Below are 21,215 nucleotides of genomic sequence, written 5' to 3' on the forward strand. Positions count from 1 at the left end.
ACGCATTCATAATAAAGGTAATTGTCTTTCTATTAGAAAAAGTGGTACAATACTAGCAACCTAGCAATCTGCACGATGGAGGGACCAGAATATGAAAAAGCGGCGCAGCGACATGATCAAAAAAGGATTTGACCGCGCCCCGCACCGGAGTTTGCTGCGGGCGGCCGGGGTGAAAGATGAGGATTTTGACAAACCGTTCATCGCGGTTGTCAATTCGTACATCGACATTATTCCGGGGCACGTTCACTTGCAAGAGTTTGGGAGAATCGTGAAAGAAGCGATTCGCGAAGCAGGCGGCGTGCCGTTTGAAATGAACACGATCGGCGTTGATGACGGCATCGCCATGGGGCATATCGGGATGCGCTATTCGCTTCCGAGCCGGGAAATCATCGCTGATTCGATCGAAACGGTCATCTCGGCGCATTGGTTTGACGGCATGGTATGCATTCCGAACTGCGACAAAATTACGCCAGGGATGATGATGGCGGCGATGCGGCTCAACATCCCGACGATTTTTGTCAGCGGCGGGCCGATGAAAGCCGGTGTGACGAAAGACGGACGGAAAATTTCGCTCTCGTCCGTGTTTGAAGGGGTCGGGGCGTATTTAGGCGGAACGCTCGATGAGAAAGGGCTCGAAGAACTCGAACGCTACGGCTGTCCGACGTGCGGATCGTGTTCGGGCATGTTTACGGCCAACTCCATGAACTGTCTCGCTGAAGCGCTCGGGCTCGCTTTGCCGGGCAACGGCACCATTTTGGCGGTTGACCCAGCGCGCAAAGAGCTGGTCCGCCAATCGGCAAAGCAGCTGATGTATTTGATCGAACATGACATCAAACCGCGCGACATCGTAACGGAAAAAGCGATCGACAACGCGTTCGCACTCGATATGGCGCTCGGCGGCTCGACGAATACGGTGCTGCATACGCTTGCGATCGCCAACGAAGCCGGCATCGACTACTCGCTTGAGCGCATCAACGAAATCGCGGCGCGCGTGCCGCATTTGGCCAAACTCGCGCCGGCGTCGGATGTGCATTACATTGAAGACTTGCACGAAGCCGGCGGCGTCTCGGCGGTGTTGAACGAGCTGGCGAAAAAAGAAGGCACGCTTCATTTAGATACGCTGACTGTCACCGGCAAAACACTCGGTGAAAACATCGCCGGCTGCCAAGTGAAAAACTACGATGTCATCCGCCCGATTGACAACCCGTATTCGGAAACGGGCGGGCTCGCCATTTTGTTCGGCAACTTAGCGCCGGACGGCGCCGTCATCAAAACCGGCGCGGTCCAAGGCGGCATCACGCGCCATGAAGGTCCGGCGATCGTGTTTGATTCGCAGGAAGAGGCGCTTGAAGGCATCGCCAGCGGCAAAATCAAGCCGGGTCATGTCGTCGTCATCCGCTACGAAGGACCAAAAGGCGGCCCAGGGATGCCGGAAATGCTTGCGCCAACGTCGCAAATCGTCGGCATGGGGCTCGGTACGAAGGTAGCGCTTGTCACCGACGGCCGCTTCTCCGGCGCCTCGCGCGGCTTGTCCGTCGGCCACGTTTCACCGGAAGCGGCGGAAGGCGGACCGATCGCTTTCATCCAAGACGGCGATATCATCGAGATCGATACGGTGAAACGAACGATCAACGTCAAGCTGTCCGATGAAGAGCTCGAACGCCGGAAAGCGAACTGGAAAGGCTTTGAACCAAAAGTGAAAACCGGGTATCTCGCCCGCTACTCGAAACACGTCACATCGGCGAGCACGGGGGGGATTATGAAGATTTAGCGGATTTCTGTAAGAGCGTTGTCCCCTTCCAAGCGCGCGAGGGACGCCATTAGACGATCAGGATCAAAAGAGGCGGTTTTTCCGCCTCTTTCATTTATTTTTGATATGAAGGCATGTGATTGGATGCCTCATACGGACCGTACGCGCGGGCGCTGAAGCGCATTTGCGCCGAGGAAGTGTTTCACGCCCAGCACGGCGAGTCCATCATTTTGGCGCTTGCCGAAGGGACGAAGGAGCAGAAAGAGATGCTGCAAGAGGCGCTCAACCGTTGGTGGGAGGCGTTGCTCATGTTTTTTGGCCCGCCGACGGCCGATACGACGGGAACTTCGAAGCAAGACATCACGATCAAATACCGCATCCGCACGAAAACGAATGAACAACTGCGCCAAGACTTCTTTACGAAATATGTGACGCGCATTTGGGCGCTCGGACTGAAGATTCCTGATGAGACCATGCATTTTGACAAAGAGAAGGGTCAATGGATTTACCGGCAGCCGGATTGGGAGCGGTTTAAAGAAATCATCCGCAACAACGGGCCGAAGTCGCAGGAGCGGCTTGAGCTTCGGCGGACGGCGTACAAGCAGAACGCGTGGGTGCGGGAGGCGCTCAGCGCCGTACGGACGGCCGGATGAGGAGGGATGGCCATGGCGGGGAAAGAACAAGGATTTTATCAAGTGTTTGGCATGAAACATGGCAACGGCCGCAACGGCGAACATACGCCGGATTTGGACGAAGCGCTGGCGACGTTGTCAGAAGTATACCGCGCCGTCCCGCATGCGATATGGTAATGTCCGCGCCGCTGTTGGCCAACGTGCGGCGTTGGGCATGACGCCTCTTTGTGACGGCGAAGTGTTTGTTGAAGGAGCAAAACGGCGCAGCATTGGCGGCACTAGGCAGCCAAAGCGGGAAAAACGGCAGCGGGTTGGAAAATGTGAGGGAGAACCATGACAAATGAAGAGGTTTGGAAAGCGTTAGAAACGGTGAAAGACCCAGAAATTCATTCGATTAGCATTGTCGATCTTGGGATGGTGGAACAGGTTGACGTTCGGGATGGAGCGGTCTCGATCTCTTTGCTGCCGACGTTTCTCGGGTGTCCGGCGCTTGACATCATCCGCACGCGGGTTGAGGAAGCGGTGAAGCAAGCAGGGGCCTCGGCGGTGACGGTTGAGTTTCTCCGCCATCCGCCGTGGACGTCCGACCGGATCAGCGAAGCCGGACGTGAGCGGCTGAAGCAGTTTGGCATCGCTCCTCCGCCGCGGCAAATGTCGTCAGGGGCATGGCAAGTGGCGTGTCCATATTGCGGGGCGGAGCGGACTGTCATGGAAAATTTGTTTGGCCCGACCGCCTGCCGCAGCATTTTCTACTGCAAACAATGCAAAAATCCGTTTGAGGCGATGAAGCCCGTATTAATTTCAGGATAAGAAAAGGGAAAGGGGACGTTCGTGATGTTTAAAATGATCGCCTTGTACAAACAGCCGAAAGATAAGGAGCAGTTTGACGCCCATTATTATGGGACGCATGTGCCGTTGACGGAAAAAATTCCTGGCCTCCGAAAAATCAAGGTGACGAAAATTACGGGGACGCCGATGGGGACGGAAAGCGAGTATTATTTGTTGTGTGAAATGTATTACGATAGTCAAGAGGCGTTTCAAGAGGCGATGAAAACGAAAGAAGCGAAGGCATCGGCAAAAGATGTCATGTCATTTGCCGGCGACCTCGTCACCTTTATGGTCGGTGAGGAAGTGGAACATGAGTGAGTTTGTTTCCATTGCGGCGCGTCAAGAGGGAGCGGTCGGCATCATCGAGCTCGCCCGTCCTGATGTATTGAATGCGCTGAGCCGTCAAATGGTGGCGGAAATCGTTGCGGCAGTGGAAGCGTTTGATCGGAATGAGAAGGTGCGTGTCATTGTGTTGACCGGGCGTGGACGGGCGTTTGCGGCTGGGGCGGATATTCAAGAGATGGCAAAAGATGACCCCATTCGTCTTGAGTGGCTGAACCAGTTTGCCGATTGGGATCGCCTGTCCATCGTGAAAACGCCGATGATCGCCGCTGTGAACGGGTTGGCGCTAGGGGGAGGTTTTGAGCTGGCGCTTTCGTGCGACTTGATTGTCGCGTCGTCGGCGGCCGAATTTGGCTTTCCAGAAGTGAACCTTGGCGTCATGCCAGGTGCGGGAGGCACGCAGCGGCTGACAAAGCTCATCGGTCCGAAGCGGGCGCTTGAGTGGCTATGGACCGGGGAGCGCTTGCCGGCGGAGGAGGCGCACAAACTGGGCATCGTGACGCGCGTCGTCAGCCCGGAGCTTTTAATGGAAGAAACGATGAGGCTGGCCGGGCGGCTCGCCCAACAGCCGCCTTTGGCTCTCCGGCTGATCAAAGAGGCGGTGCAGAAAGCGGTCGACTATCCGCTGTATGAAGGCATGCAATTTGAGCGGAAAAACTTTTACCTATTGTTCGCCTCGGAAGACCAAAAAGAAGGAATGGCGGCATTCCTCGAAAAACGAAAGCCGCGCTTCCAAGGAAAATAAGCGGGGCGTTCGATGTACGAAACGATCCGTTATGAAGTGAAGGGACAAGTCGCCTGGCTGACGCTCAACCGCCCTGATCAGCTCAATGCGTTTACGGAACAAATGAACACTGAAGTGACAAAGGCGCTAAAACAAGCAGGGGCGGATCCAAACGTCCGCTGCGTGGTGATCACAGGCGCCGGCCGGGCGTTTTGTGCAGGGGAAGATTTGAGCGGCGTGACGGAAGAAATGGACCATGGCGACGTGCTGCGCTCCCGATACGCGCCGATGATGAAAACGCTTCATCATCTTGAAAAACCGGTTGTCGCGGCGGTGAACGGGGCGGCGGCCGGCGCGGGCATGAGCTTGGCGCTGGCGTGTGATTTCCGGCTTCTCTCGGAAAAGGCGAGTTTCGCTCCCGCGTTTATTCACGTCGGTCTTGTGCCGGACGCGGGCCATCTCTACGATTTGCCGCGTCTTGTCGGGAGGGCGAAGGCGCTTGAGCTTGCGGTGCTCGGGAAAAAAGTGACCGCCGAGGAAGCAGCTGCGCTCGGACTGGCGACAAAGGTGATTCCTCTCTCTGATTGGGAGGAGGAAGTAAAGCAGTTTGCCGAGCGGCTCTCTGCCATGCCAACGAAGGCGATTGGACTCATCAAACGGCTGCTTCGCGAAAGCGAGGAAACGACGTTTGACCGCTACCTCGAACGGGAAGCGGAATGCCAGCGCATTGCGGGATTGACATCCGACCACCGCGAAGGCGTCAAGGCGTTCTTTGAAAAACGAAAACCACTATTCCAAGGAAACTAAGCAAGGGGGAAAAAACGATGGCGACTGTGAAACAAAAGAAAATGGAACCGATGCCGACCAAACGTGATTTCTATCATTTGATTGTGAACGGGGAGCGGGTCGAAAGCGCCTCGGGCGAAACATTTGTGGTGACCAATCCGGCCACTGGCGAACCGGTCGCCCGCGTCGCCAAAGGGACGCGCGAGGACGCCGAACGGGCGGTGCAGGCGGCGCGGCGGGCGTTTGGCCGTGGGAAATGGCGTCATTTTCCAGTGCAAAAACGGGCGCGCATCTTGTACCAAATTGCATCCATCATGCGCGAACGTTTCAATGAATTGGTGGAATTGGAAATTTTGAATACCGGCAAAGCGTTGTCGGCTGCTCAAGGGCAAGTGATGCAGGCGATTGAAGACTTTGAATTTTTCGCCGGGGCGATCATTGGGCACCGCGGGGCGGTCAACCCGATGCCGGGCGCGTTTCACAACTATACAGAAAAAGAGCCTGTCGGTGTGTGCGCCCAAATCATTCCTTGGAACTATCCGCTCATGATGGCGGCTTGGAAAATCGCGCCTGCCATTGCCGCTGGATGCTCGGTCGTCGTTAAACCGGCGTCGCTGACGCCGCTCACCTGCCTGGTGCTGGCGGAAATTTGCCATGAGGCCGGCGTGCCGGAAGGGGTCGTCAATGTGGTGACGGGCGCCGGAGCGGAAGTTGGGGACTATTTGGTCGAACATCCGCTCGTCGACAAAGTGGCGTTTACCGGATCGACGCCGGTGGGGAAGGAAATTATGGAGAAAGCGTCGAAAACATTAAAACGGGTGACGCTCGAGCTGGGCGGCAAATCGCCGAGCCTTGTATTTGCGGACGCTGATTTAGAAGCCGCTGTCGCCGGCTCATTGTTCGGTATTTTCTACAACAGCGGCCAATCGTGCGAGGCGCGTTCCCGCTTGTATGTGCATGAAAGCATCTATGACGCGTTTATGGAAGCGTTCGTGGCCAAAACGAAGCAGCTGAAACTCGGCGACCCGTTTGATGCTGGCACGCATGTTGGGGCGATCATCAGCCGCGGGCAGCTGGAAGTGATTGACGAATACGTGCAATCGGCTGTCGCCGACGGAGCGACGGTCGCCGCCGGGGGAAAAGAGGCGGTTGTCGCTGGGTTTGAAAACGGTTACTGGTATGAGCCGACGATTTTGACGAACGTGAACCATCAAATGAAAGCGGTTCGCGAAGAAATTTTCGGACCGGTTGTCGTCGTGATGAAATTCCGCGATGAAGCCGAAGCCATTGAATTGGCGAACGACAGCGACTATGGACTGGCCGCCGCGATTTGGACGAAAGATCATGGCCGCGCCGTTCGCGTAGCGAAACAGCTGCGTTCCGGCATTGTCATGGTCAACAGCCCATTCTCCGCTTTCCCGGGCACGCCGTTTGGCGGCTACAAACAGTCCGGATTTGGGCGTGAGCTGTCTGTCGAGGCGCTTGATTTGTACACAGAAACGAAAAGCGTGCTGTCGTATTACGGTCCGCGTCCGCTTAATCCGTTTGGCGTCTAAGATTTTCTCCGTTTTGCGTTTGCCAACATACGAGAGCGGGTCGCGTCCTTGGAAGCAACGTTCAGTTTGCCGCCCTTGAAGGCAAGAGCCGGTTAGGGCAAGCGTGGAGAGACGCGCCCGCTCGTTTGCCGAGCACCCCGTCGCTCGTGATGGGGTGCCCATTCATTTGACGGCGTCCGTTGCTTGGCGAAAGGCCCGCCGGCTTGATGCATCAGCCGTCATATGCGAAAGCAGGAGAGGGGGAAGACGATGATCGAACGCCTTGTTGTCGTCGGCAGCGGCGTGATGGGGAGAGGCATTGCTTATGTCGGCGCTGTCGGCGGGTTCCAGACGACCTTAGTGGACATTAAGCAAGAACAATTGGAGAGCGCCCAGAAGGAGATTGCTTCGATTTTTGAACAGGCGGTCGCTCGAGGGAAATTGACCGACAGCGAGCGGCAAGAAGCCGAGGCGCGCCTGTCGTATTCACTTGATTTGGCGGCCGCTGTGCGCGATGCCGATTTGGTGATCGAGGCGGTGCCGGAAAAGCTTGAATGGAAAAAGCAAGTGTTCGAGACGATTGACGCCCATGCACCGGCGTGGTGCTATTTTGCGACGAATACATCCACCATGAGTCCGACCGAAATCGGTTCGTTCACGAAGCGGCCGGAGCGGGTGATCGCCATGCACTTTTTCAATCCGGTTCATAAAATGAAGCTTGTGGAAATCATCCGTGGCCTTGAGACGAGCGACGAAACGGCGCAAGTGGCCAAAGAAGCGGCCGAGCGAATGGGAAAAGAGACAGTGGTTGTCAATGAATTTCCTGGATTTGTCACGAGCCGGATCAGCGCCCTTGTCGGCAATGAAGCGTTTTATATGCTGCAAGAAGGGGTCGGGACGCCCGAAGAGATCGACAAAGCGATCAAGCTCGGCCTCAATTTCCCGATGGGGCCGTTTGAGCTTGCGGATTTAGTTGGGCTTGATACGAGATTGAACAACTTAAAATATTTGCACGAAAAACTCGGAGAAAAATACCGCCCGGCGCCGCTTTTGGAGCAATACGTCAAAGCGGGGCGGCTTGGCCGCAAAACCGGCCGCGGCGTCTATGACTATACGAATCGGGAAAACGGCTGATCTGTCGAAAAAGGATGGGGGAGAATATGAACAGAGAAGTTGTGATTGTCGATGCGGTGCGCACACCGATTGGCCGCTACAAGGGCGCGTTGAAAGACGTCAGGCCGGATGATTTGGCGGCTGTTGTCATCCGGGCGCTTATCGAGCGAAATCCGGGTTTGCCGGTCGAACAAATTGATGATGTCGTTTTTGGCAACGCCAACCAAGCCGGCGAGGACAACCGAAACGTCGCCCGCATGGCGGCGCTGTTGGCCGGGCTGCCCATTGAAGTCACAGGGGTGACGGTCAATCGGCTGTGCGGTTCAGGGCTTGATGCGGTCAATTATGCGGCGCGGGCGATTTTGGCTGGAGAGGCGGATATCATGATCGCGGGCGGCGTGGAAAGCATGACGCGCGCTCCGTTTGTCATGCCGAAACCGGCAAGCGATTTCCCGCGCGGCAACATCGAGATGTATGACACAACGATCGGTTGGCGCTTTATCAATCCGAAAATGCACGAAATGTATGGCACCGACAGCATGCCGCAAACGGCGGAAAATGTGGCGAAGCGATTCGGCATTACGCGCGAGGCGCAAGATGAGTTTGCTTACGAAAGCCAAATGAAAGCGAAACAAGCGATCGAAACGAATCGGTTTGCGGATGAACTCGTGCCGGTCGTTTATCACGATCGAAAAGGCAACCGCGTTGTCGTCGATAAAGACGAGCATCCGCGTCCGGATACGACGTTTGAGAAACTGGCGAAGCTGCCCCCATTGTTTGAAAACGGCACGGTGACAGCCGGCAACTCGTCCGGCATTAACGACGGGGCGGCGGCGCTGCTAGTCATGAGCGCAGAGAAGGCGAAGGAACTCGGCCTCAAGCCGCTGGCGGTTTATGTCACTTCGGCTGTCGCCGGCGTCGAACCGGCGGTGATGGGGATAGGCCCGATTTTTGCGACACGCAAAGCGTTGCGCCGCGCCGGGTTGTCGCTTGACGACATCGGGCTTGTCGAGCTGAACGAGGCGTTTGCCTCGCAAGCGCTGGAATGCATCCGGCAGCTTGAGCTCGATCGGGCGAAAGTGAACGTCAACTGGGGAGCGATTGCCCTTGGCCATCCGCTTGGCGCGAGCGGCGCCCGCATTTTGACGACATTGATTTACGAAATGCGAAAACGCGGCGTCGCCTATGGCTTGGCGACGATGTGCATTGGCGTCGGCCAAGGAATCGCGACGATTGTGAAAAACGCGGACGAACGGTGAGAGCGCCTTGTCTTCGTTCGGCGGAAAGGATGGTTATGTTCAGACGACGGCCCATCATACAGCCGGTCTGGTTGAATGACGTCTGCCTAAGTTGATGAAGCTGCCGAAGCTGCGGCCGCATGTTTGCATGCCGTTGAGAGCCGCCTGCTTTTTTAGCGGTGCGGCTCTTTTTTATCTTAATTAGGCGAGAAGACTCCCACTTCAACGAAGCGAAGCGGAGTAAGTGGGAGATGAATCGCCTTAACTATGTTTTGCTGAAAATAGGAAAGAAAAACCTCGGGTTGGCCGGGACGTATGTGCCGAATCCATTGACGCCAGCGGAAAAGAAAAAAGCGGCTTCCATCATGGCCGTAGGGGCGGTCGTGATTGCCGTGCTGCTAGCCATCTTGATTCCGAGCGGCTGGTTCACTGTGGAAACGTTTATTTCTCTTGTCGGCATCTTAGGCATCATCATCCCGATCATCTATTTTGTCGTCATGTACCGCAGCCCGAAAACGACGGCGGAGGAGCGGTCGCGCGTGATCGCTTACATTCCGTTGTTCGTCGCTTCAGCGATGTTTTGGGCGATTCAAGAACAAGGATCGACCATTTTGGCGAACTATGCGGATAAACGGACACAGCTGGATGTCGCCGGCATTCACCTTTCACCGGCTTGGTTCCAATCGCTGAACCCGTTGTTTATCATCCTCTTAGCGCCGGTGTTCGCGTGGATGTGGGTGAAGCTTGGCAAACGGCAGCCGACGATCCCGCAAAAATTCGCGCTCGGCTTGTTGTTCGCCGGCCTGTCGTTCATCGTTATCCTCGTGCCGGGCCATTTGAGCGGCGGAGGGCTTGTCCATCCGATCTGGCTTGTGTTAAGCTATTTCATCGTCGTGCTTGGTGAACTTTGCCTGTCGCCGGTCGGCCTGTCGGCGACGACGAAACTTGCCCCTGCCGCTTTCTCAGCGCAACGATGAGCCTTTGGTTTTTATCGAACGCCGCCGCGCAAGCGATCAACGCCCAGCTTGTGCGCTTCTATACACCCGAAAACGAAACGGCCTATTTCGGCACGATCGGCGGGGCGGCGGTTGTGTTAAGCGTCATCTTGTTTTTGCTCGCCCCGAGCATTCAGCGGCTCATGAAGGGCGTTCGTTAATATCACGCTGATGTTTGTATCAACAGGGAAAACAGATGATCCAAAAGATTACAAATCTGTGACAGGATGCTCTGCGTTGGCAGAGCTTCTTTTTTTATTCAAAAAATATTTACATAAATCAAAAAATAAGTTCAGATGGTGTTTACAAAAATGGATTACGATGGAATAGAAAAAGAGGAAAGGGGAGAAAAGCGGATGGCGTTTCTTGAGCTGGTTGAGGTGACGAAATCGTATGGAGGCAAAAAGAGCGCGGTCGAGAATGTGAATGTCGCGATTGAATCAGGGGAGTTTTTTGTTCTTGTCGGCCCATCGGGATGCGGCAAAAGCACGATTTTGCGGCTGATCGCTGGCCTTGAGCCGCTGACATCAGGATATGTATTGATCGATGGACAAGTGGCGAATGATTGGCCCCCTCACGCCCGCCGGTTATCGATGGTCTTTCAAAATTATGCGCTATATCCCCATTTGACGGTGGAGCAAAATATGCGGATTGTCTTGCAGGCGCAAAAGGTGCCGAAAGAAGAACAAGTGAAACGTTGCATGGAAGCGGCGGAATTGCTTGGATTGACCGATGTGCTGCATAGGAAGCCGCGGGAATTGTCAGGGGGGCAGCGTCAACGCGTTGCCTTAGGGCGAGCGATTGTCGCGCAGACTCCGCTTTGTTTGATGGATGAACCGCTCTCCAATTTAGATGCCAAGCTGCGTGCGAAAATGAGGAGCGAGCTTCGACGTTTGCAACGTCAGCTCGGCATGACTGTGATTTATGTCACGCACGATCAGACGGAAGCGATGACCATGGCTGACCGGATGATGATTTTGCATGACGGCCGTCCGCAACAAATCGGCAGTCCGCTTGATGTATACAATAGCCCAGATAACACGTTTGTCGCTTCATTTATCGGAACACCGCCGATGAATTTGGCGGAAGCGCATGTGCTGAACCATTCCCTCTTATTGCAAAACGAGCGGCCCATCCGTCTTCTGCGTCGTTCTTTGCCGAAGGCTGAACGGGTGATCGTCGGACTGCGGCCGGAACATATTGAGCCGGCGGAATCAGGAGAAGAATCTATGGCCGTCAAAGTCAGCCATGTCGAGTGGCTCGGCAATGAAACGTTAGTGACGTTTGAGTTGGCAAAAAATCTTTATTGGACAGCACGATGGAATGGACAATGGCGCATCCGTTTGGGAGAAGTGGTGCCATTGACGTTTGATGAGCAGGATTTCCTGTTTTTCGATGCGTCTGGAAAGCGAATTGGAGCCCCGTCCATCAAGCGGGAGGAGGTGTGGGTTCACCAATGAATGAGCGTGTTTCAACGGTTCCCTCCCCAGCGCCATGGTCGGTCCGGACGAAGCGGGAGGCGCGGCAGGCCGCAATAAAATCGTGGTTGGAAGGGATGGTGTATCTTTGTCCTTCGCTCCTACTGTTTGGCGTGTTTCTCTTTTACCCGTTGGGGAGAACGATGTATTTAAGCATGTTTCACACCGATTATCAAGGGCACCCGACGGAATTTGTCGGTTTGGCGCATTTTGTTGCTCTTCTTCAAGATGCATCGTTTTGGCATAGTTTGAAGGCGACGGTTCTATTTGCGGCGCTCACTGTCCCGACGACGGTCGCCGTTTCGTTCGGTTTAGCGTTGCTCGCTCATGAAACACGGAAAGGAATCGGGATCTTTCGGACGATTTTTGCCTCTACGATGGGGATGAGCGTGGGAGTCGCTTCGGTGATTTGGATGTTTATGTACAATCCGGCGATCGGGATCATCAATCGTTTGGTGTCCGCGATCGGCGGGACTCCTGTTTCATGGCTTCTTGACCAGGACACGGCATTGTATGCGGTGGCGGCGGCGACGATCTGGATGAATATCGGACTGACCTTTTTATTGTTGCTGGCCGGTCTGCAAAACATCGATCCATCCTTGTACGAAAGCGCCCGCATCGCTGGAATGAGCTATTGGCGGCAGCTGTGGACAGTGACTGTGCCGCTGTTGTCGCCAACGTTGTTTTTTGTCACGACGGTCTCGCTTATTCAAGCGCTGCAAACGTTTGGACAAATTGACTTTTTAACGAAAGGAGGGCCGGTGGAGGCTACGAATGTGTTCGTTTACGCGATTTACCGGGAAGCGTTCGTCAACTATCAGTTTGGTTCCGCGAGCGCGCAAGCCCTTGTCCTTTTTCTCATCATCGCCATCGTCACGTTTTTGCAGTTTCGGTTTGCTGAGAGGAAGGTGCACTACCAATGAAAATAGCGCGGGCAACGGCTCACTATGTGTTGTTATGCCTATGCTCGGTTGTCATCTTGTTTCCAGTGGCTTATGCTCTTCTGATGAGTTTGATGGATGGAGCCGCTATTTTGTCAGGACGCCTATGGCCTGAGAAGGGGACATTGGTCAATTATGAGGCCGCGTTTCAACAGGCTCCGCTTGGGAGATATTTATGGAACAGCTTTTTTGTGGCTTTCATGATTACAGTGGGGCGCCTCATCGTGTCAAGTCTCGCCGCTTTCGCTTTTGTGTTTCTCCGCTTTCCCGGTCGGGATCGGTGGTTTTACGTGTGCATTGCCACGATGCTCGTTCCGTGGGAAGCGACTGTGATCCCAAATTTTTTGACCATCCAAGCGCTTGGCTGGACAAACCATTACGCAGGACTCATCGTGCCGTTTTGGGCGATGGCGTTTGGCATCTTTTTATTGCGGCAACAGTTTAAGCAAATTCCGCACGAGCTGTATGAGGCGGCGCAGTTGTCTGGGGTGGGGAATTTCCGCTTTTTTTGCCGCGTCGTGCTGCCGCTTTCAAAAACGAGTTTGGTGACGCTGGCTGTTTATAGTTTTTTGGACGCTTGGAATATGTATTTATGGCCGCTGCTCGTTACAAACGATGACCGTGTCCGCACCGTGCAGATCGGGCTCAAGCAGCTGCAGACGCAAGAGATCGCCAGCAGCTGGGGCGTCGTTATGGCAGCGGCGGTTATCGCGATGCTTCCAACTTTGTTGCTGTTGTTTGCTGGACAGAAGCAATTGCGAAAAGGGCTTATGCAAGGAGCAATTCAATAGCGAGGAGGAGAAACAAGATGAGAAAGGTTTTAGCCAGTTTCTTAGCTTTAATGTTTATTGGATTTGCCGCGGGATGCTCAAGCGAAGATGCGGGCGAAGCGGCGGGAGGCAAAACAGAAGTGGTGTTTTGGCATTCGATGAGCGGGGATTTGGAGCCGGTCTTAAATGACATTGTCGCTGATTTTAACCAAACCCATCCAGAGATTGAGGTGAAGCCAGTATTTCAAGGCACCTATGAGGAGGCGCTGACGAAATGGAATGCGGCAGCAGGGACAAAAGACGCCCCGACGATCATGCAGACGTTTGAAGCCGGAACAAAGCATATGATCGACAGTGGAAAGATTGTTCCAGTGCAAACGTGGATCGATAAAGACAAGTATGATGTTTCACAATGGGAGAAAAACATTGTCAATTATTATACCGTGAACGGGCGGATTTACTCGATGCCATTTAACTCATCCACCCCTGTACTCATTTATAACAAAGATGCGTTCCGCGAAGCCGGGCTTGATCCGGAAAAACCGCCTCTCACCTATAGCGAGTTGAAGGAAGCGGCGAAAAAGCTGACAAAGAAAAAAGGAAAAGAAACCGAACGGTACGGATTCTCGATTTTGAACTACGGCTGGTTTTTTGAAGAAATGGTGGCCGTACAAGGCGGACTGTATGTGAACAACAACAATGGACGGAGCAGTGATGCGACAAAAGCGGTATTCAATGGAGATGAGGGGAAGCGCGTATTTGAGCTGATCAGCGACATGTACCGAGACGGCACGTTTTACAACGCCGGTCAAAACTGGGACGACATGCGCGCCGCCTTCCAAGCAGGAAAAATCGCCATGTATTTGGATTCGTCCGCTGGTGTAAAAACGTTGATCGATAACTCGCCATTTGACGTTGGCGTTTCGTATTTGCCTGTCCCGGATGGCGTGGAACGTCAAGGCGTCGTAATTGGCGGCGCTTCGCTCTGGATGATGAAAGGAAGCAGCGAAAAGGAGCAAAAAGCGGCGTGGGAGTTCATGAAATACTTGACAACCGCTCCTGTCCAAGCTGAGTGGCATGTGCGCACAGGGTATTTTGCCATTAACCCGGCTGCGTACGATGAGCCGCTCGTCAAAGAGGAGTGGGCGAAATACCCACAATTAAAAGTGACGGTGGATCAGCTGCATGAAACAAAATCAACCCCTGCTACCCAAGGGGCGCTCATCACCGTCTTCCCTGAATCTCGGCAACATGTCGTGAAAGCGATGGAACGGTTGTACGAAGGAATCGATCCGCAAAACGCGCTCGATCAGGCGGCGGAAGAGACAAATCGGGTGTTGCAGGAGGCCGGAAACTGACCTGACCAACCGGACAAGCGTCCAGGTGGAGCTGCCGGATAGGCAAATCCAATGCTCGTTCGGGAAACCGATCTCCTTAATCAGTGAAGGGTTCTGCAAGGACCAGGCATGGACAAGGGCATTTACGTGTAATGTCATACGGAACGATTAGCGATGGCAAAAAAGATTGCCATCGCTAATCGTGTTGATCGGAAAGTTATTCTAAAAAATCAAATAAATAACTGTAGATGAGCAATTTTCATAACAATAATGTCGTAGAGGCGGAAGGCAAAGGGAAACGCCTGGGTTGCAGTATGAACCATGAACCAAACAAGAGAATGGCCCCAAATCGATTTTTTCTCTGAGTGAGAGTAATGCCAATCACATCCCTGAATCGCGTGTGTTGCCCGTGACGAAGGCTTGGTTTTTTGGCAAATCGTATCATCGATCGAAACAAACAAGGGTTGATTCTCCTGTTTGGCGATGCGTTCGACACGACGAAGGATCCACTGCTGGAGTTTGCGAAGCAGTGTCTCTTCCTCCCACGGACTTTTCGTGAAAAAATGGCTGAGTGTCGTGCGGTGGTTCGGATGAAAGCTCCCATGATGAAGATCGGTCAATGTTCCCGAAAAGCCCTTCGTGATCATCGCATCCACGATATGAACGAGATGCTTCATAACAGGTTTTGAAAAATAAAGGGCCAACCCCAACATCGTGAAAAACTTGTGAATTCCTTGATGTTGTGCTAATCTATTCATGAGACATGAACCTCCTTGTGAATGGTTTGGTAGCACATCTATTCTAACCAAGGAATCGGGTTCATGTCTCCTTTTTTGTTTCGATGTAAATTTATGTTAGTGATTTTGCTCATCTACAGTTATCCAAGTCAAATATGCAAAAATGTTCCGGCGTTTAGTGTTTCAAAATATCTTGCTTGTATGTTGGTGATTAAAAAGCACAGAACATGCAGAGCAGTAGCATCCTACTGTAAAGAAAGAATGTATATTGGAGTGTATGCCTTATACTTAAAATAAATTTTAGCAAGGGAGTGTTTGAGTGAAGTTTTTTCACGATATTAATGAGGATAAAGAGTATTCCCTAAGCCTTATTTGCTACTCAATATTAAACATAATCACTCTAGGAAAGATAAGGTTTTTTCGTATGAAAGTAGCTGAACTGAAAAGAATTTTAGAGGAAACCAAAAGACTTCGTTAATCTTTAAGGAAGAAATAGCTCTCCTTTAAGCTTAAACAGATCTTGGGAGGGCTGTTTCTTCCTTTCTTTTTAACCGATTTGAAAAAGAAAGGCGCTTGTTCAATTAAAGCCAAACAAACCTTGACCTGATACGAATAATATTCGATGTCGTAGATGTCCCTAAACTTGGGTAAGCTAATCTAAACTATATAGATGCACCTTGAAAAGTTAACTTCTGGATTACACTGCACACCCTAGGCGTTGTAGCACTTCCTTCGGGCGTTCATGGATGTAGTCCACAAACCGGGCAATGGTTTGGGCGATATCGTTTTGATCTTTGTGAAACACATTGGCAATGACAGTGTCTTTCAGCCATTTCCACAAGCGTTCGATCGGGTTCAGTTGCGGAGAATACGGAGGAAGGTAAATGAAGTGAAAACTCCGTCCTTCTTCCCGCAAAAACTCTCTCGCCATTTTGGCATGATGAATTCGGGCGTTATCCAGCACCAAGACGATGAGACGATCCGGGTAACGCTCTTTGAGAATCCGCCGAAGCGATGTCCCAGTCCAGCTCCGCGGGTGTCGTGGTCAACACAAGGTGTTGGATCTCTTCCTGCTGTTCTTCGGTGAGAAACGGCTCTCGCCCAGGGGCAAAATCCCGATGAAGCAGGAGTTCCAGGCCCCCTTCGTTAAACAGCGACACATAATGGGAAACGGTTTGGCGGCACACGTTGACCATGGAGGCCACGTCTTTGCCCAAATAGCCTTCCATGACCAGGCGGACGGCCATCACACGTTGGCGGAGATGAGCGTTTTTGATCTTCCGTTCCTGCTTGCGGAGTTTCCGGGGCGTCCATCCATGGTTGTCGGTGATGTTGAGACGTTTCATGCAGAATTCCGCTCCTTTCCCATGCTTTTCCTTAGGAGCAGTATAACCGGAGTGGGCACCGCTTATGCGAAGGTTAACTTTTCAATGAGCATGTATATACTTTCTTCAGCAAATACATCTCCTCCTCCACTTTCGCGATGCGGCCAAGTTGATAATCAAGCCGCTGATGAATGAGGGAGATGTCTTCTTTTGTCGCCATTTGCTCGCGAAGGCGGGAAAGATCGTCTTTTGTTGCCATCTGCTCGCGAATGCCGGCCATTTCTCCGCGGAGGCTGGCGATTTCATGGCGCATGCCGTCTTGAATGCTGCGCTGTTCGAGTTGATTGTCGCGGATCGCTTTGATCATGTCCGTGTTTTCTTTCATCTGCTCTTTCAGCCAGCGCAACTCTTCTTCCTGCTTGTCCATCCGTTGTTCCAGTTTGTCCATCCGTTGTTCCAGTTTGTCCATTCGTTGTTCAAGTTGGCCCAATTTTTGCTTCACCGTTTGCATGTCTTGCTTCAGGACGGACATGTCATCGACAAGCCCTTGAACAAGCGTCGTTAACTGCCGCAACAGCTCTTCCATGAAGAAACCTCCTTACATTATTAAAGATGGGATTCACTTGGGGCGTTTCGACCATGAAACGTGAGGAGTCCAAGATGTGGAAATAGGAGAGGAAACGCCTACAAGCTCATTATATCATGGCTTGGCTAGGTCATCATTCCTAAATTGAGGGAAAGAAAAGGGATAAATAGGGGGTGTGTTGAATACGTCATTAGCAGAAGTTGTGGTAGTTTGAAGAAAATAGATTGATAGGAGAGGGAATATGAACGCATGGATCAAGGGAAGAAATGTGGCGCTTATGTGTATGGCGTCCGTCTTTTTATTTTCCTGCAGCAATGCGGCTGATCGCGGCGTCGAGGAAGTGCTGGCAGCGCCAAACGAACTGGCGGGGCAAACAATCGAGCATCCACCGCTGCCGAGTCCGATCGATAAGATGGTGATAGCGTCAGCCTCTGCCAAACAAGCGGCGCCGAACCCGAGCGAGGTGCGCATCACCATCAGCGCGGCGGGCGATGTGACGCTCGGGCGCGATGAAAATTATGGCTATGCGTATTCGTTTGATGAAGAAGCGAAGAAGCACGGCTTGCGCTATTTTACGAAATACATTGAGCCGATCTTCAAAAAGGACGATTTTACGACCGTCAATTTGGAAACGACGCTGACGACCTCGACGCGCAAGGCAAGCAAGACATTTCGTTTCCGCGGCCACCCGAGTTATGCGAAAATCTTAACTTATGGCGGCATTGAGGCGGTGAATCTGGCCAATAATCATACATACGATTACTTGCAACGAGGATACAATGACACGATTGCCAGTTTAAAAAAGGAAAACATCGGTTATTTTGGCCGCACGCTCCGGCTCATGAAAACGGTCAAAGGCATTCAAGTTGGAGCGCTTGGCTATGAAGGTTGGAGCAATACCAGCACGTTGCGCAAGCAAATCGCCAACGATATTCGCACGCTTCGGAAACAAGGAGCCGACATCATTCTAGTCCATTTCCATTGGGGAGTGGAACGAAGCTATGTGCCAAACAGCACGCAAAAGGCGCTCGGCCGCTTTGCGATTGACAGCGGCGCCGATTTGGTCGTCGGCCATCACCCGCACGTCGTGCAAGGGATCGAGGAGTACAAAGGCAAATTTATTGTCTACAGTTTAGGGAATTTTATGTTTGGCGGAAACAAAAACCCGAGCGACAAAGATACGTTTGTTTTCCAGCAGGTGTTTTCTTTTCAAAACGGCAAGCGGACAGCCAAAAAAGAAATCCGCGTCATCCCGTTTCGCATTTCATCGGTGATGACAAGGAACAACTACCAGCCGATGCCGTTAGCGGGAGGGGAAGCAGCCCGAGTGAAACGGAAAATTGTTTCGCTGTCGGCGAAAATCAAAAAGCCGACTTGGACCGCGTACGAAGTGAAGTAAAAAAGGATGGCCCTTGTTTCGGCCATCCTTTCGCTTTTTGCAAGGTTAAGAGCGATCATTGATTAAGTTGGCGACGAGCACGTACCGCTGCGGAGCAGGGCCGACGTAGCGGAACGGATAGCACGTGGAAACGGTGAGTGTCGCTTTCGGCTTTGGAACGATGACCGTCCGGTCGTCGGCGTCGACGATGCGCACTTTGCGCACTTTATAGGTGAATGTGCCGGCGGATGTACGGACGATCAAGATATCGCCTTGGCCGACTTCGCCAAGACGGCGGAAGACCGTGTCGCGATGGCCAGAAAGCACGCAATTGTCCGCCTCTCCTGGCAGGACACTGCCGGCGTAATGGCCGACCCCTTTTTCCAACTCGTCTTCATCTGTACCGTGGTAAATCGCTAGGCTCATGTTGAGCTTCGGGATGATGAGTTCGCCGATTTGTTCGCCGATTTTGGGCTGTTTTGGGTAGAGTGAACTTTGGATTTGCATCGGTGCAGCGCCTGTTTGTCTCTCTATTTCAACAGACAGCGGCTTGACCGCTTCCAAGCCGTTTTTCCACTTCAAGCCGCTAACGGCGGCTACGGCGATTCCTGCTGCGATCAAGCTTGCTCCAAAAAAGCGCACGAGCCGTTTCCGGTTCATTTATTTCGCCTCGGCTCCTTGGCGGAAGCGGACAAGGAATGCGCCAGCACCGATTAAGGTCAAACCAAAAAGCATATAAGCGGCATACGGGGATGCCGTCTTCGGCAGTTTCGCTCCGGCTTCGGTCCGCTTCAGCGGTTTCGGCGGCGCCGGTTTCACCACTTTTTCGATTTTCGCTGCCTGGCCGCTCTGTTGCAAGTCTTCGCCGATTTCATCGAATATGTCGGAGGCAAACATCTCTTCGGTCACGACAAAATCAGCCAGCAGCTCGCCTTCGGTGCTGTAAATTTCAACAAGCAAATCGTAGCCGTTCGCTGATTCCATTGTCAGCAGCGTCGACAGGCTGAGCGGCTTTTTCTCGCCACCTTTTGTCAAATAAAACTTCGCTTCCAGCTGAAATGTGGAAAGCAGGTCGGTCCATACATTGGCGATCTCAGCGATTTGCGTTGGCGATAGCTCCGTAACGCTTGTAAAATCGTACGCACCGATCGCCTCAAGCCGTTGGCCGATTTCTTCCATTTTCTCGGCGAATTGTGGATCTTCCATATTAAGCGATTCAAAATGGTGATAGAGCTTTTCCAACTCTGCGTCCGTCAAACCAAGCTCGTCTAAATCCGGAAGCAAGTAGTCGATGACGGCCTCCGACAGTTCCTCGACCGTCGCATAATTGTCAAGCGAATCGCCGTTTTTAGACAGCAGTTTTTCCAATTGCGTTTTCGTCATGCCAATTTCTTGTAAAAATTTGTTTAATGTTTCTTCGGTCAACGGCGTCAAATTTCGATAATAATCGACGATATCTTTCAGCTCGCCGATCGAGTGGTAATCGGCCAACGATTCGCCATGCCGATCAAGAAGGGCGATGAGCTCTTCCTTTGTCATTCCGCGTTCGTTTAGAAAGGCGGCCAGCGTTTCATCCGTGATTGGAACGGAGTAATCTTTAAACAGTTCGATATATTCTTCCAGATCATTGTAAAATAAAAACACATCAGTAATGGCCTGTGACTCTTCCATTTCTCCATTGTCGATGAGCATTTGTCGAAGCTGTTGTTCGGTCAATCCGTGTTTGGCGAGCAACTGAGCTAAATTTTCTTCCGTGAGCGGCTCGCCGAACTCACGGCGCATTTCGTCCACGCTGTCAAACTCATCGAGCGAATAGCCTTCATAGTCCAAATAATTTTCCAGCTCTTCGACTGTGATCCCTGCTTCATTTAAATACTGCTCTAAAGCTGGATCGTTGCGTTCAATGGCGAACGCTGAAGCTGGCCATACAGTGGTGATGGATGCGGCCAAGGCAAAAGGAACGATGTTTTTCATGTCGTGACCTCCGTTTGTTTGTATATACGAATTCAGTATATAGGAACATGAAAAGGTTGAAAATAGTGAAATATATGGAATTTTTTATATAGAAAGAACTTCCCGTTGGCATCGAATGTTTTCCATGTATGACTTTTTCAGAGGAAACGTATGCTAACCGTTGAACGGGAGCTGTCGAGCAAAAGGAGGTGGAGGTACAATGGACCGCTTATTCCGTCTGTTCCGCGTTCAGCGCGGCCGCGGGTTGTGGAATCCATGGTTGGGGGTTGTTAGACGGCGAAGAAACCATAACGCCATTTGGACGCTCGTCAGCGTAAGCTTAGGAGCGGTGGCAGCCGCGATGTTGGGGGCGAGACAAGGGAGACGCATGGCGCCGATGACGCAAGGACCGATGCGAAACGTGATTCGCGGCCTCAACCGCTGGATGAGCCGGCGGATGGGAACGATGCAGCCTGCTGCGGCGGAGTTTGCCGAAGAAATGGCTTCTTGGCAGATCAACGATCAGAAAAATCCAAAATAATAAAATACAGCGACTCGCTGTATATTGGCCTAGTATTGGATCTATATAAGATGATCTTAACAAGGTGCCCCGATTATAGGGAGGGGCGCCTTCTTTGTTTTAGAACCATGGTTTTCAAAGTTGAAAAAGATGAAGGGTTGTAGCATAATATTTTTGTTAACTAAATATTCAGAAATATAAAATAAAACTAAGTTGTCTTTGTTGTTTGGTGAAAAAAAGAGGTGTT

19 protein-coding genes and 4 pseudogenes are annotated in these 21,215 nt (G+C 52.3%); 17 read left to right on the plus strand and 6 right to left on the minus strand.

Annotated elements, in window-relative coordinates; translation table 11 throughout:
• Positions 1 to 91 precede the first annotated feature (91 nt).
• From ilvD to CD000_RS05470, 15 genes and pseudogenes are all read left to right on the plus strand, one after another.
• Complete coding sequence (gene ilvD / locus CD000_RS05400) at positions 92 to 1,771, plus strand: dihydroxy-acid dehydratase (RefSeq protein ID WP_023633537.1); 1,680 nt, start codon at positions 92 to 94, stop codon at positions 1,769 to 1,771.
• A 119-nt stretch (positions 1,772 to 1,890) separates the two neighbouring features.
• Positions 1,891 to 2,403, plus strand: a pseudogene (locus tag CD000_RS05405) (Phenylacetic acid catabolic protein); the annotation flags it as partial.
• Positions 2,404 to 2,448: 45 nt separating this feature from the next.
• Positions 2,449 to 2,559 (plus strand): annotated as a pseudogene (locus tag CD000_RS05410) (1,2-phenylacetyl-CoA epoxidase subunit PaaC); the annotation flags it as partial.
• A gap of 156 nt (positions 2,560 to 2,715) precedes the next feature.
• Positions 2,716 to 3,192, plus strand: a complete 477-nt coding sequence (gene paaD, locus CD000_RS05415) for a 1,2-phenylacetyl-CoA epoxidase subunit PaaD (protein WP_096225058.1) — start codon at positions 2,716 to 2,718, stop codon at positions 3,190 to 3,192.
• Between the two features lie 24 nt (positions 3,193 to 3,216).
• Positions 3,217 to 3,528, plus strand: a complete 312-nt coding sequence (locus CD000_RS05420) for an EthD family reductase (RefSeq protein WP_011231526.1) — start codon at positions 3,217 to 3,219, stop codon at positions 3,526 to 3,528.
• Entirely contained in the window at positions 3,521 to 4,297 is a 777-nt protein-coding gene (locus tag CD000_RS05425; RefSeq protein ID WP_096225059.1) for an enoyl-CoA hydratase/isomerase family protein, read from the plus strand. The genes CD000_RS05420 and CD000_RS05425 overlap by 8 nt, the downstream gene beginning before the upstream one ends.
• A 12-nt stretch (positions 4,298 to 4,309) precedes the next feature.
• Positions 4,310 to 5,083, plus strand: a complete 774-nt coding sequence (locus tag CD000_RS05430; protein ID WP_096225060.1) for an enoyl-CoA hydratase-related protein — start codon at positions 4,310 to 4,312, stop codon at positions 5,081 to 5,083.
• Positions 5,084 to 5,100: 17 nt separating this feature from the next.
• Positions 5,101 to 6,618, plus strand: coding sequence for an aldehyde dehydrogenase family protein (locus CD000_RS05435; protein WP_096225061.1), 1,518 nt, complete (start codon positions 5,101 to 5,103; stop codon positions 6,616 to 6,618).
• 249 nt (positions 6,619 to 6,867) lie between these two features.
• Positions 6,868 to 7,731, plus strand: coding sequence for a 3-hydroxyacyl-CoA dehydrogenase (locus CD000_RS05440; protein ID WP_096225065.1), 864 nt, complete (start codon positions 6,868 to 6,870; stop codon positions 7,729 to 7,731).
• 26 nt (positions 7,732 to 7,757) lie between these two features.
• Positions 7,758 to 8,969 (plus strand): thiolase family protein, encoded by a 1,212-nt coding sequence (locus CD000_RS05445; protein ID WP_096225066.1) that lies wholly within the window; start codon positions 7,758 to 7,760, stop codon positions 8,967 to 8,969.
• A gap of 266 nt (positions 8,970 to 9,235) precedes the next feature.
• Positions 9,236 to 10,104, plus strand: a pseudogene (locus CD000_RS05450) (peptide MFS transporter); the annotation flags it as partial.
• Between the two features lie 195 nt (positions 10,105 to 10,299).
• On the plus strand, positions 10,300 to 11,403 hold the full coding sequence (locus CD000_RS05455; protein ID WP_096225068.1) for an ABC transporter ATP-binding protein: 1,104 nt from the start codon (positions 10,300 to 10,302) through the stop codon (positions 11,401 to 11,403).
• A complete protein-coding gene (locus CD000_RS05460; protein WP_096225070.1) occupies positions 11,400 to 12,344 on the plus strand; it encodes a carbohydrate ABC transporter permease in 945 nt (314 codons plus the stop codon). Before CD000_RS05455 ends, CD000_RS05460 begins: the two co-directional genes overlap by 4 nt.
• The gene (locus tag CD000_RS05465; RefSeq protein WP_020756023.1) at positions 12,341 to 13,153 is read left to right on the plus strand and encodes a carbohydrate ABC transporter permease; all 813 of its coding nucleotides are present in this window, start codon (positions 12,341 to 12,343) and stop codon (positions 13,151 to 13,153) included. The genes CD000_RS05460 and CD000_RS05465 overlap by 4 nt, the downstream gene beginning before the upstream one ends.
• Positions 13,154 to 13,170: 17 nt before the next feature.
• Positions 13,171 to 14,490, plus strand: coding sequence for an ABC transporter substrate-binding protein (locus CD000_RS05470; protein ID WP_096225072.1), 1,320 nt, complete (start codon positions 13,171 to 13,173; stop codon positions 14,488 to 14,490).
• 236 nt (positions 14,491 to 14,726) lie between these two features.
• Here the strand turns inward: CD000_RS05470 and CD000_RS05475 are convergent.
• The 4 genes and pseudogenes from CD000_RS05475 to CD000_RS05485 all read right to left on the minus strand — a co-directional run.
• Positions 14,727 to 15,227: pseudogene (locus tag CD000_RS05475) on the minus strand (transposase); the annotation flags it as partial.
• Between the two features lie 676 nt (positions 15,228 to 15,903).
• On the minus strand, positions 15,904 to 16,170 hold the full coding sequence (locus CD000_RS18705; RefSeq protein WP_233130494.1) for a transposase: 267 nt from the start codon (positions 16,168 to 16,170) through the stop codon (positions 15,904 to 15,906).
• A complete protein-coding gene (locus CD000_RS18710) occupies positions 16,160 to 16,552 on the minus strand; it encodes a helix-turn-helix domain-containing protein (RefSeq protein ID WP_233130403.1) in 393 nt (130 codons plus the stop codon). The genes CD000_RS18705 and CD000_RS18710 overlap by 11 nt, the downstream gene beginning before the upstream one ends.
• A gap of 73 nt (positions 16,553 to 16,625) precedes the next feature.
• Positions 16,626 to 17,117 (minus strand): hypothetical protein, encoded by a 492-nt coding sequence (locus tag CD000_RS05485; RefSeq protein WP_096225074.1) that lies wholly within the window; start codon positions 17,115 to 17,117, stop codon positions 16,626 to 16,628.
• Between the two features lie 241 nt (positions 17,118 to 17,358).
• Between CD000_RS05485 and CD000_RS05490 the strand changes: the two genes are divergently transcribed.
• On the plus strand, positions 17,359 to 18,516 hold the full coding sequence (locus tag CD000_RS05490; protein WP_096225076.1) for a CapA family protein: 1,158 nt from the start codon (positions 17,359 to 17,361) through the stop codon (positions 18,514 to 18,516).
• Between the two features lie 45 nt (positions 18,517 to 18,561).
• Here the strand turns inward: CD000_RS05490 and CD000_RS05495 are convergent, their stop codons facing one another.
• Together CD000_RS05495 and CD000_RS05500 are read right to left on the minus strand one after the other, a co-directional pair.
• Positions 18,562 to 19,155 carry a class D sortase gene (locus CD000_RS05495; protein ID WP_063210827.1) on the minus strand — a complete coding sequence of 198 codons (594 nt, stop codon included), beginning with the start codon at positions 19,153 to 19,155 and terminating at the stop codon, positions 18,562 to 18,564.
• Positions 19,156 to 20,469, minus strand: coding sequence for a processed acidic surface protein (locus CD000_RS05500; RefSeq protein ID WP_061580990.1), 1,314 nt, complete (start codon positions 20,467 to 20,469; stop codon positions 19,156 to 19,158).
• Between the two features lie 199 nt (positions 20,470 to 20,668).
• Here CD000_RS05500 and CD000_RS05505 point away from each other — a divergent pair, with 199 nt between their 5' ends.
• On the plus strand, positions 20,669 to 20,989 hold the full coding sequence (locus CD000_RS05505; protein WP_015375079.1) for a hypothetical protein: 321 nt from the start codon (positions 20,669 to 20,671) through the stop codon (positions 20,987 to 20,989).
• Positions 20,990 to 21,215 lie beyond the last annotated feature (226 nt).

This window comes from Geobacillus sp. FJAT-46040 (genome assembly GCF_002335725.1).
Classification (GTDB): domain Bacteria; phylum Bacillota; class Bacilli; order Bacillales; family Anoxybacillaceae; genus Geobacillus; species Geobacillus thermoleovorans.

Excerpts from the sequence above, each read along its gene's own strand:
- ilvD (WP_023633537.1), top strand. The coding sequence starts at position 92 with ATGAAAAAGCGGCGCAGCGACATGATCAAAAAAGGATTTGACCGCGCC.
- paaD (WP_096225058.1), top strand. The coding sequence starts at position 2,716 with ATGACAAATGAAGAGGTTTGGAAAGCGTTAGAAACGGTGAAAGACCCA.
- CD000_RS05420 (WP_011231526.1), top strand. The coding sequence starts at position 3,217 with ATGTTTAAAATGATCGCCTTGTACAAACAGCCGAAAGATAAGGAGCAG.
- CD000_RS05425 (WP_096225059.1), top strand. The coding sequence starts at position 3,521 with ATGAGTGAGTTTGTTTCCATTGCGGCGCGTCAAGAGGGAGCGGTCGGC.
- CD000_RS05430 (WP_096225060.1), top strand. The coding sequence starts at position 4,310 with ATGTACGAAACGATCCGTTATGAAGTGAAGGGACAAGTCGCCTGGCTG.
- CD000_RS05435 (WP_096225061.1), top strand. The coding sequence starts at position 5,101 with ATGGCGACTGTGAAACAAAAGAAAATGGAACCGATGCCGACCAAACGT.
- CD000_RS05440 (WP_096225065.1), top strand. The coding sequence starts at position 6,868 with ATGATCGAACGCCTTGTTGTCGTCGGCAGCGGCGTGATGGGGAGAGGC.
- CD000_RS05445 (WP_096225066.1), top strand. The coding sequence starts at position 7,758 with ATGAACAGAGAAGTTGTGATTGTCGATGCGGTGCGCACACCGATTGGC.
- CD000_RS05455 (WP_096225068.1), top strand. The coding sequence starts at position 10,300 with ATGGCGTTTCTTGAGCTGGTTGAGGTGACGAAATCGTATGGAGGCAAA.
- CD000_RS05460 (WP_096225070.1), top strand. The coding sequence starts at position 11,400 with ATGAATGAGCGTGTTTCAACGGTTCCCTCCCCAGCGCCATGGTCGGTC.
- CD000_RS05465 (WP_020756023.1), top strand. The coding sequence starts at position 12,341 with ATGAAAATAGCGCGGGCAACGGCTCACTATGTGTTGTTATGCCTATGC.
- CD000_RS05470 (WP_096225072.1), top strand. The coding sequence starts at position 13,171 with ATGAGAAAGGTTTTAGCCAGTTTCTTAGCTTTAATGTTTATTGGATTT.
- CD000_RS18710 (WP_233130403.1), bottom strand. The coding sequence starts at position 16,552 with ATGAAACGTCTCAACATCACCGACAACCATGGATGGACGCCCCGGAAA.
- CD000_RS05485 (WP_096225074.1), bottom strand. The coding sequence starts at position 17,117 with ATGGAAGAGCTGTTGCGGCAGTTAACGACGCTTGTTCAAGGGCTTGTC.
- CD000_RS05490 (WP_096225076.1), top strand. The coding sequence starts at position 17,359 with ATGAACGCATGGATCAAGGGAAGAAATGTGGCGCTTATGTGTATGGCG.
- CD000_RS05495 (WP_063210827.1), bottom strand. The coding sequence starts at position 19,155 with ATGAACCGGAAACGGCTCGTGCGCTTTTTTGGAGCAAGCTTGATCGCA.
- CD000_RS05500 (WP_061580990.1), bottom strand. The coding sequence starts at position 20,469 with ATGAAAAACATCGTTCCTTTTGCCTTGGCCGCATCCATCACCACTGTA.
- CD000_RS05505 (WP_015375079.1), top strand. The coding sequence starts at position 20,669 with ATGGACCGCTTATTCCGTCTGTTCCGCGTTCAGCGCGGCCGCGGGTTG.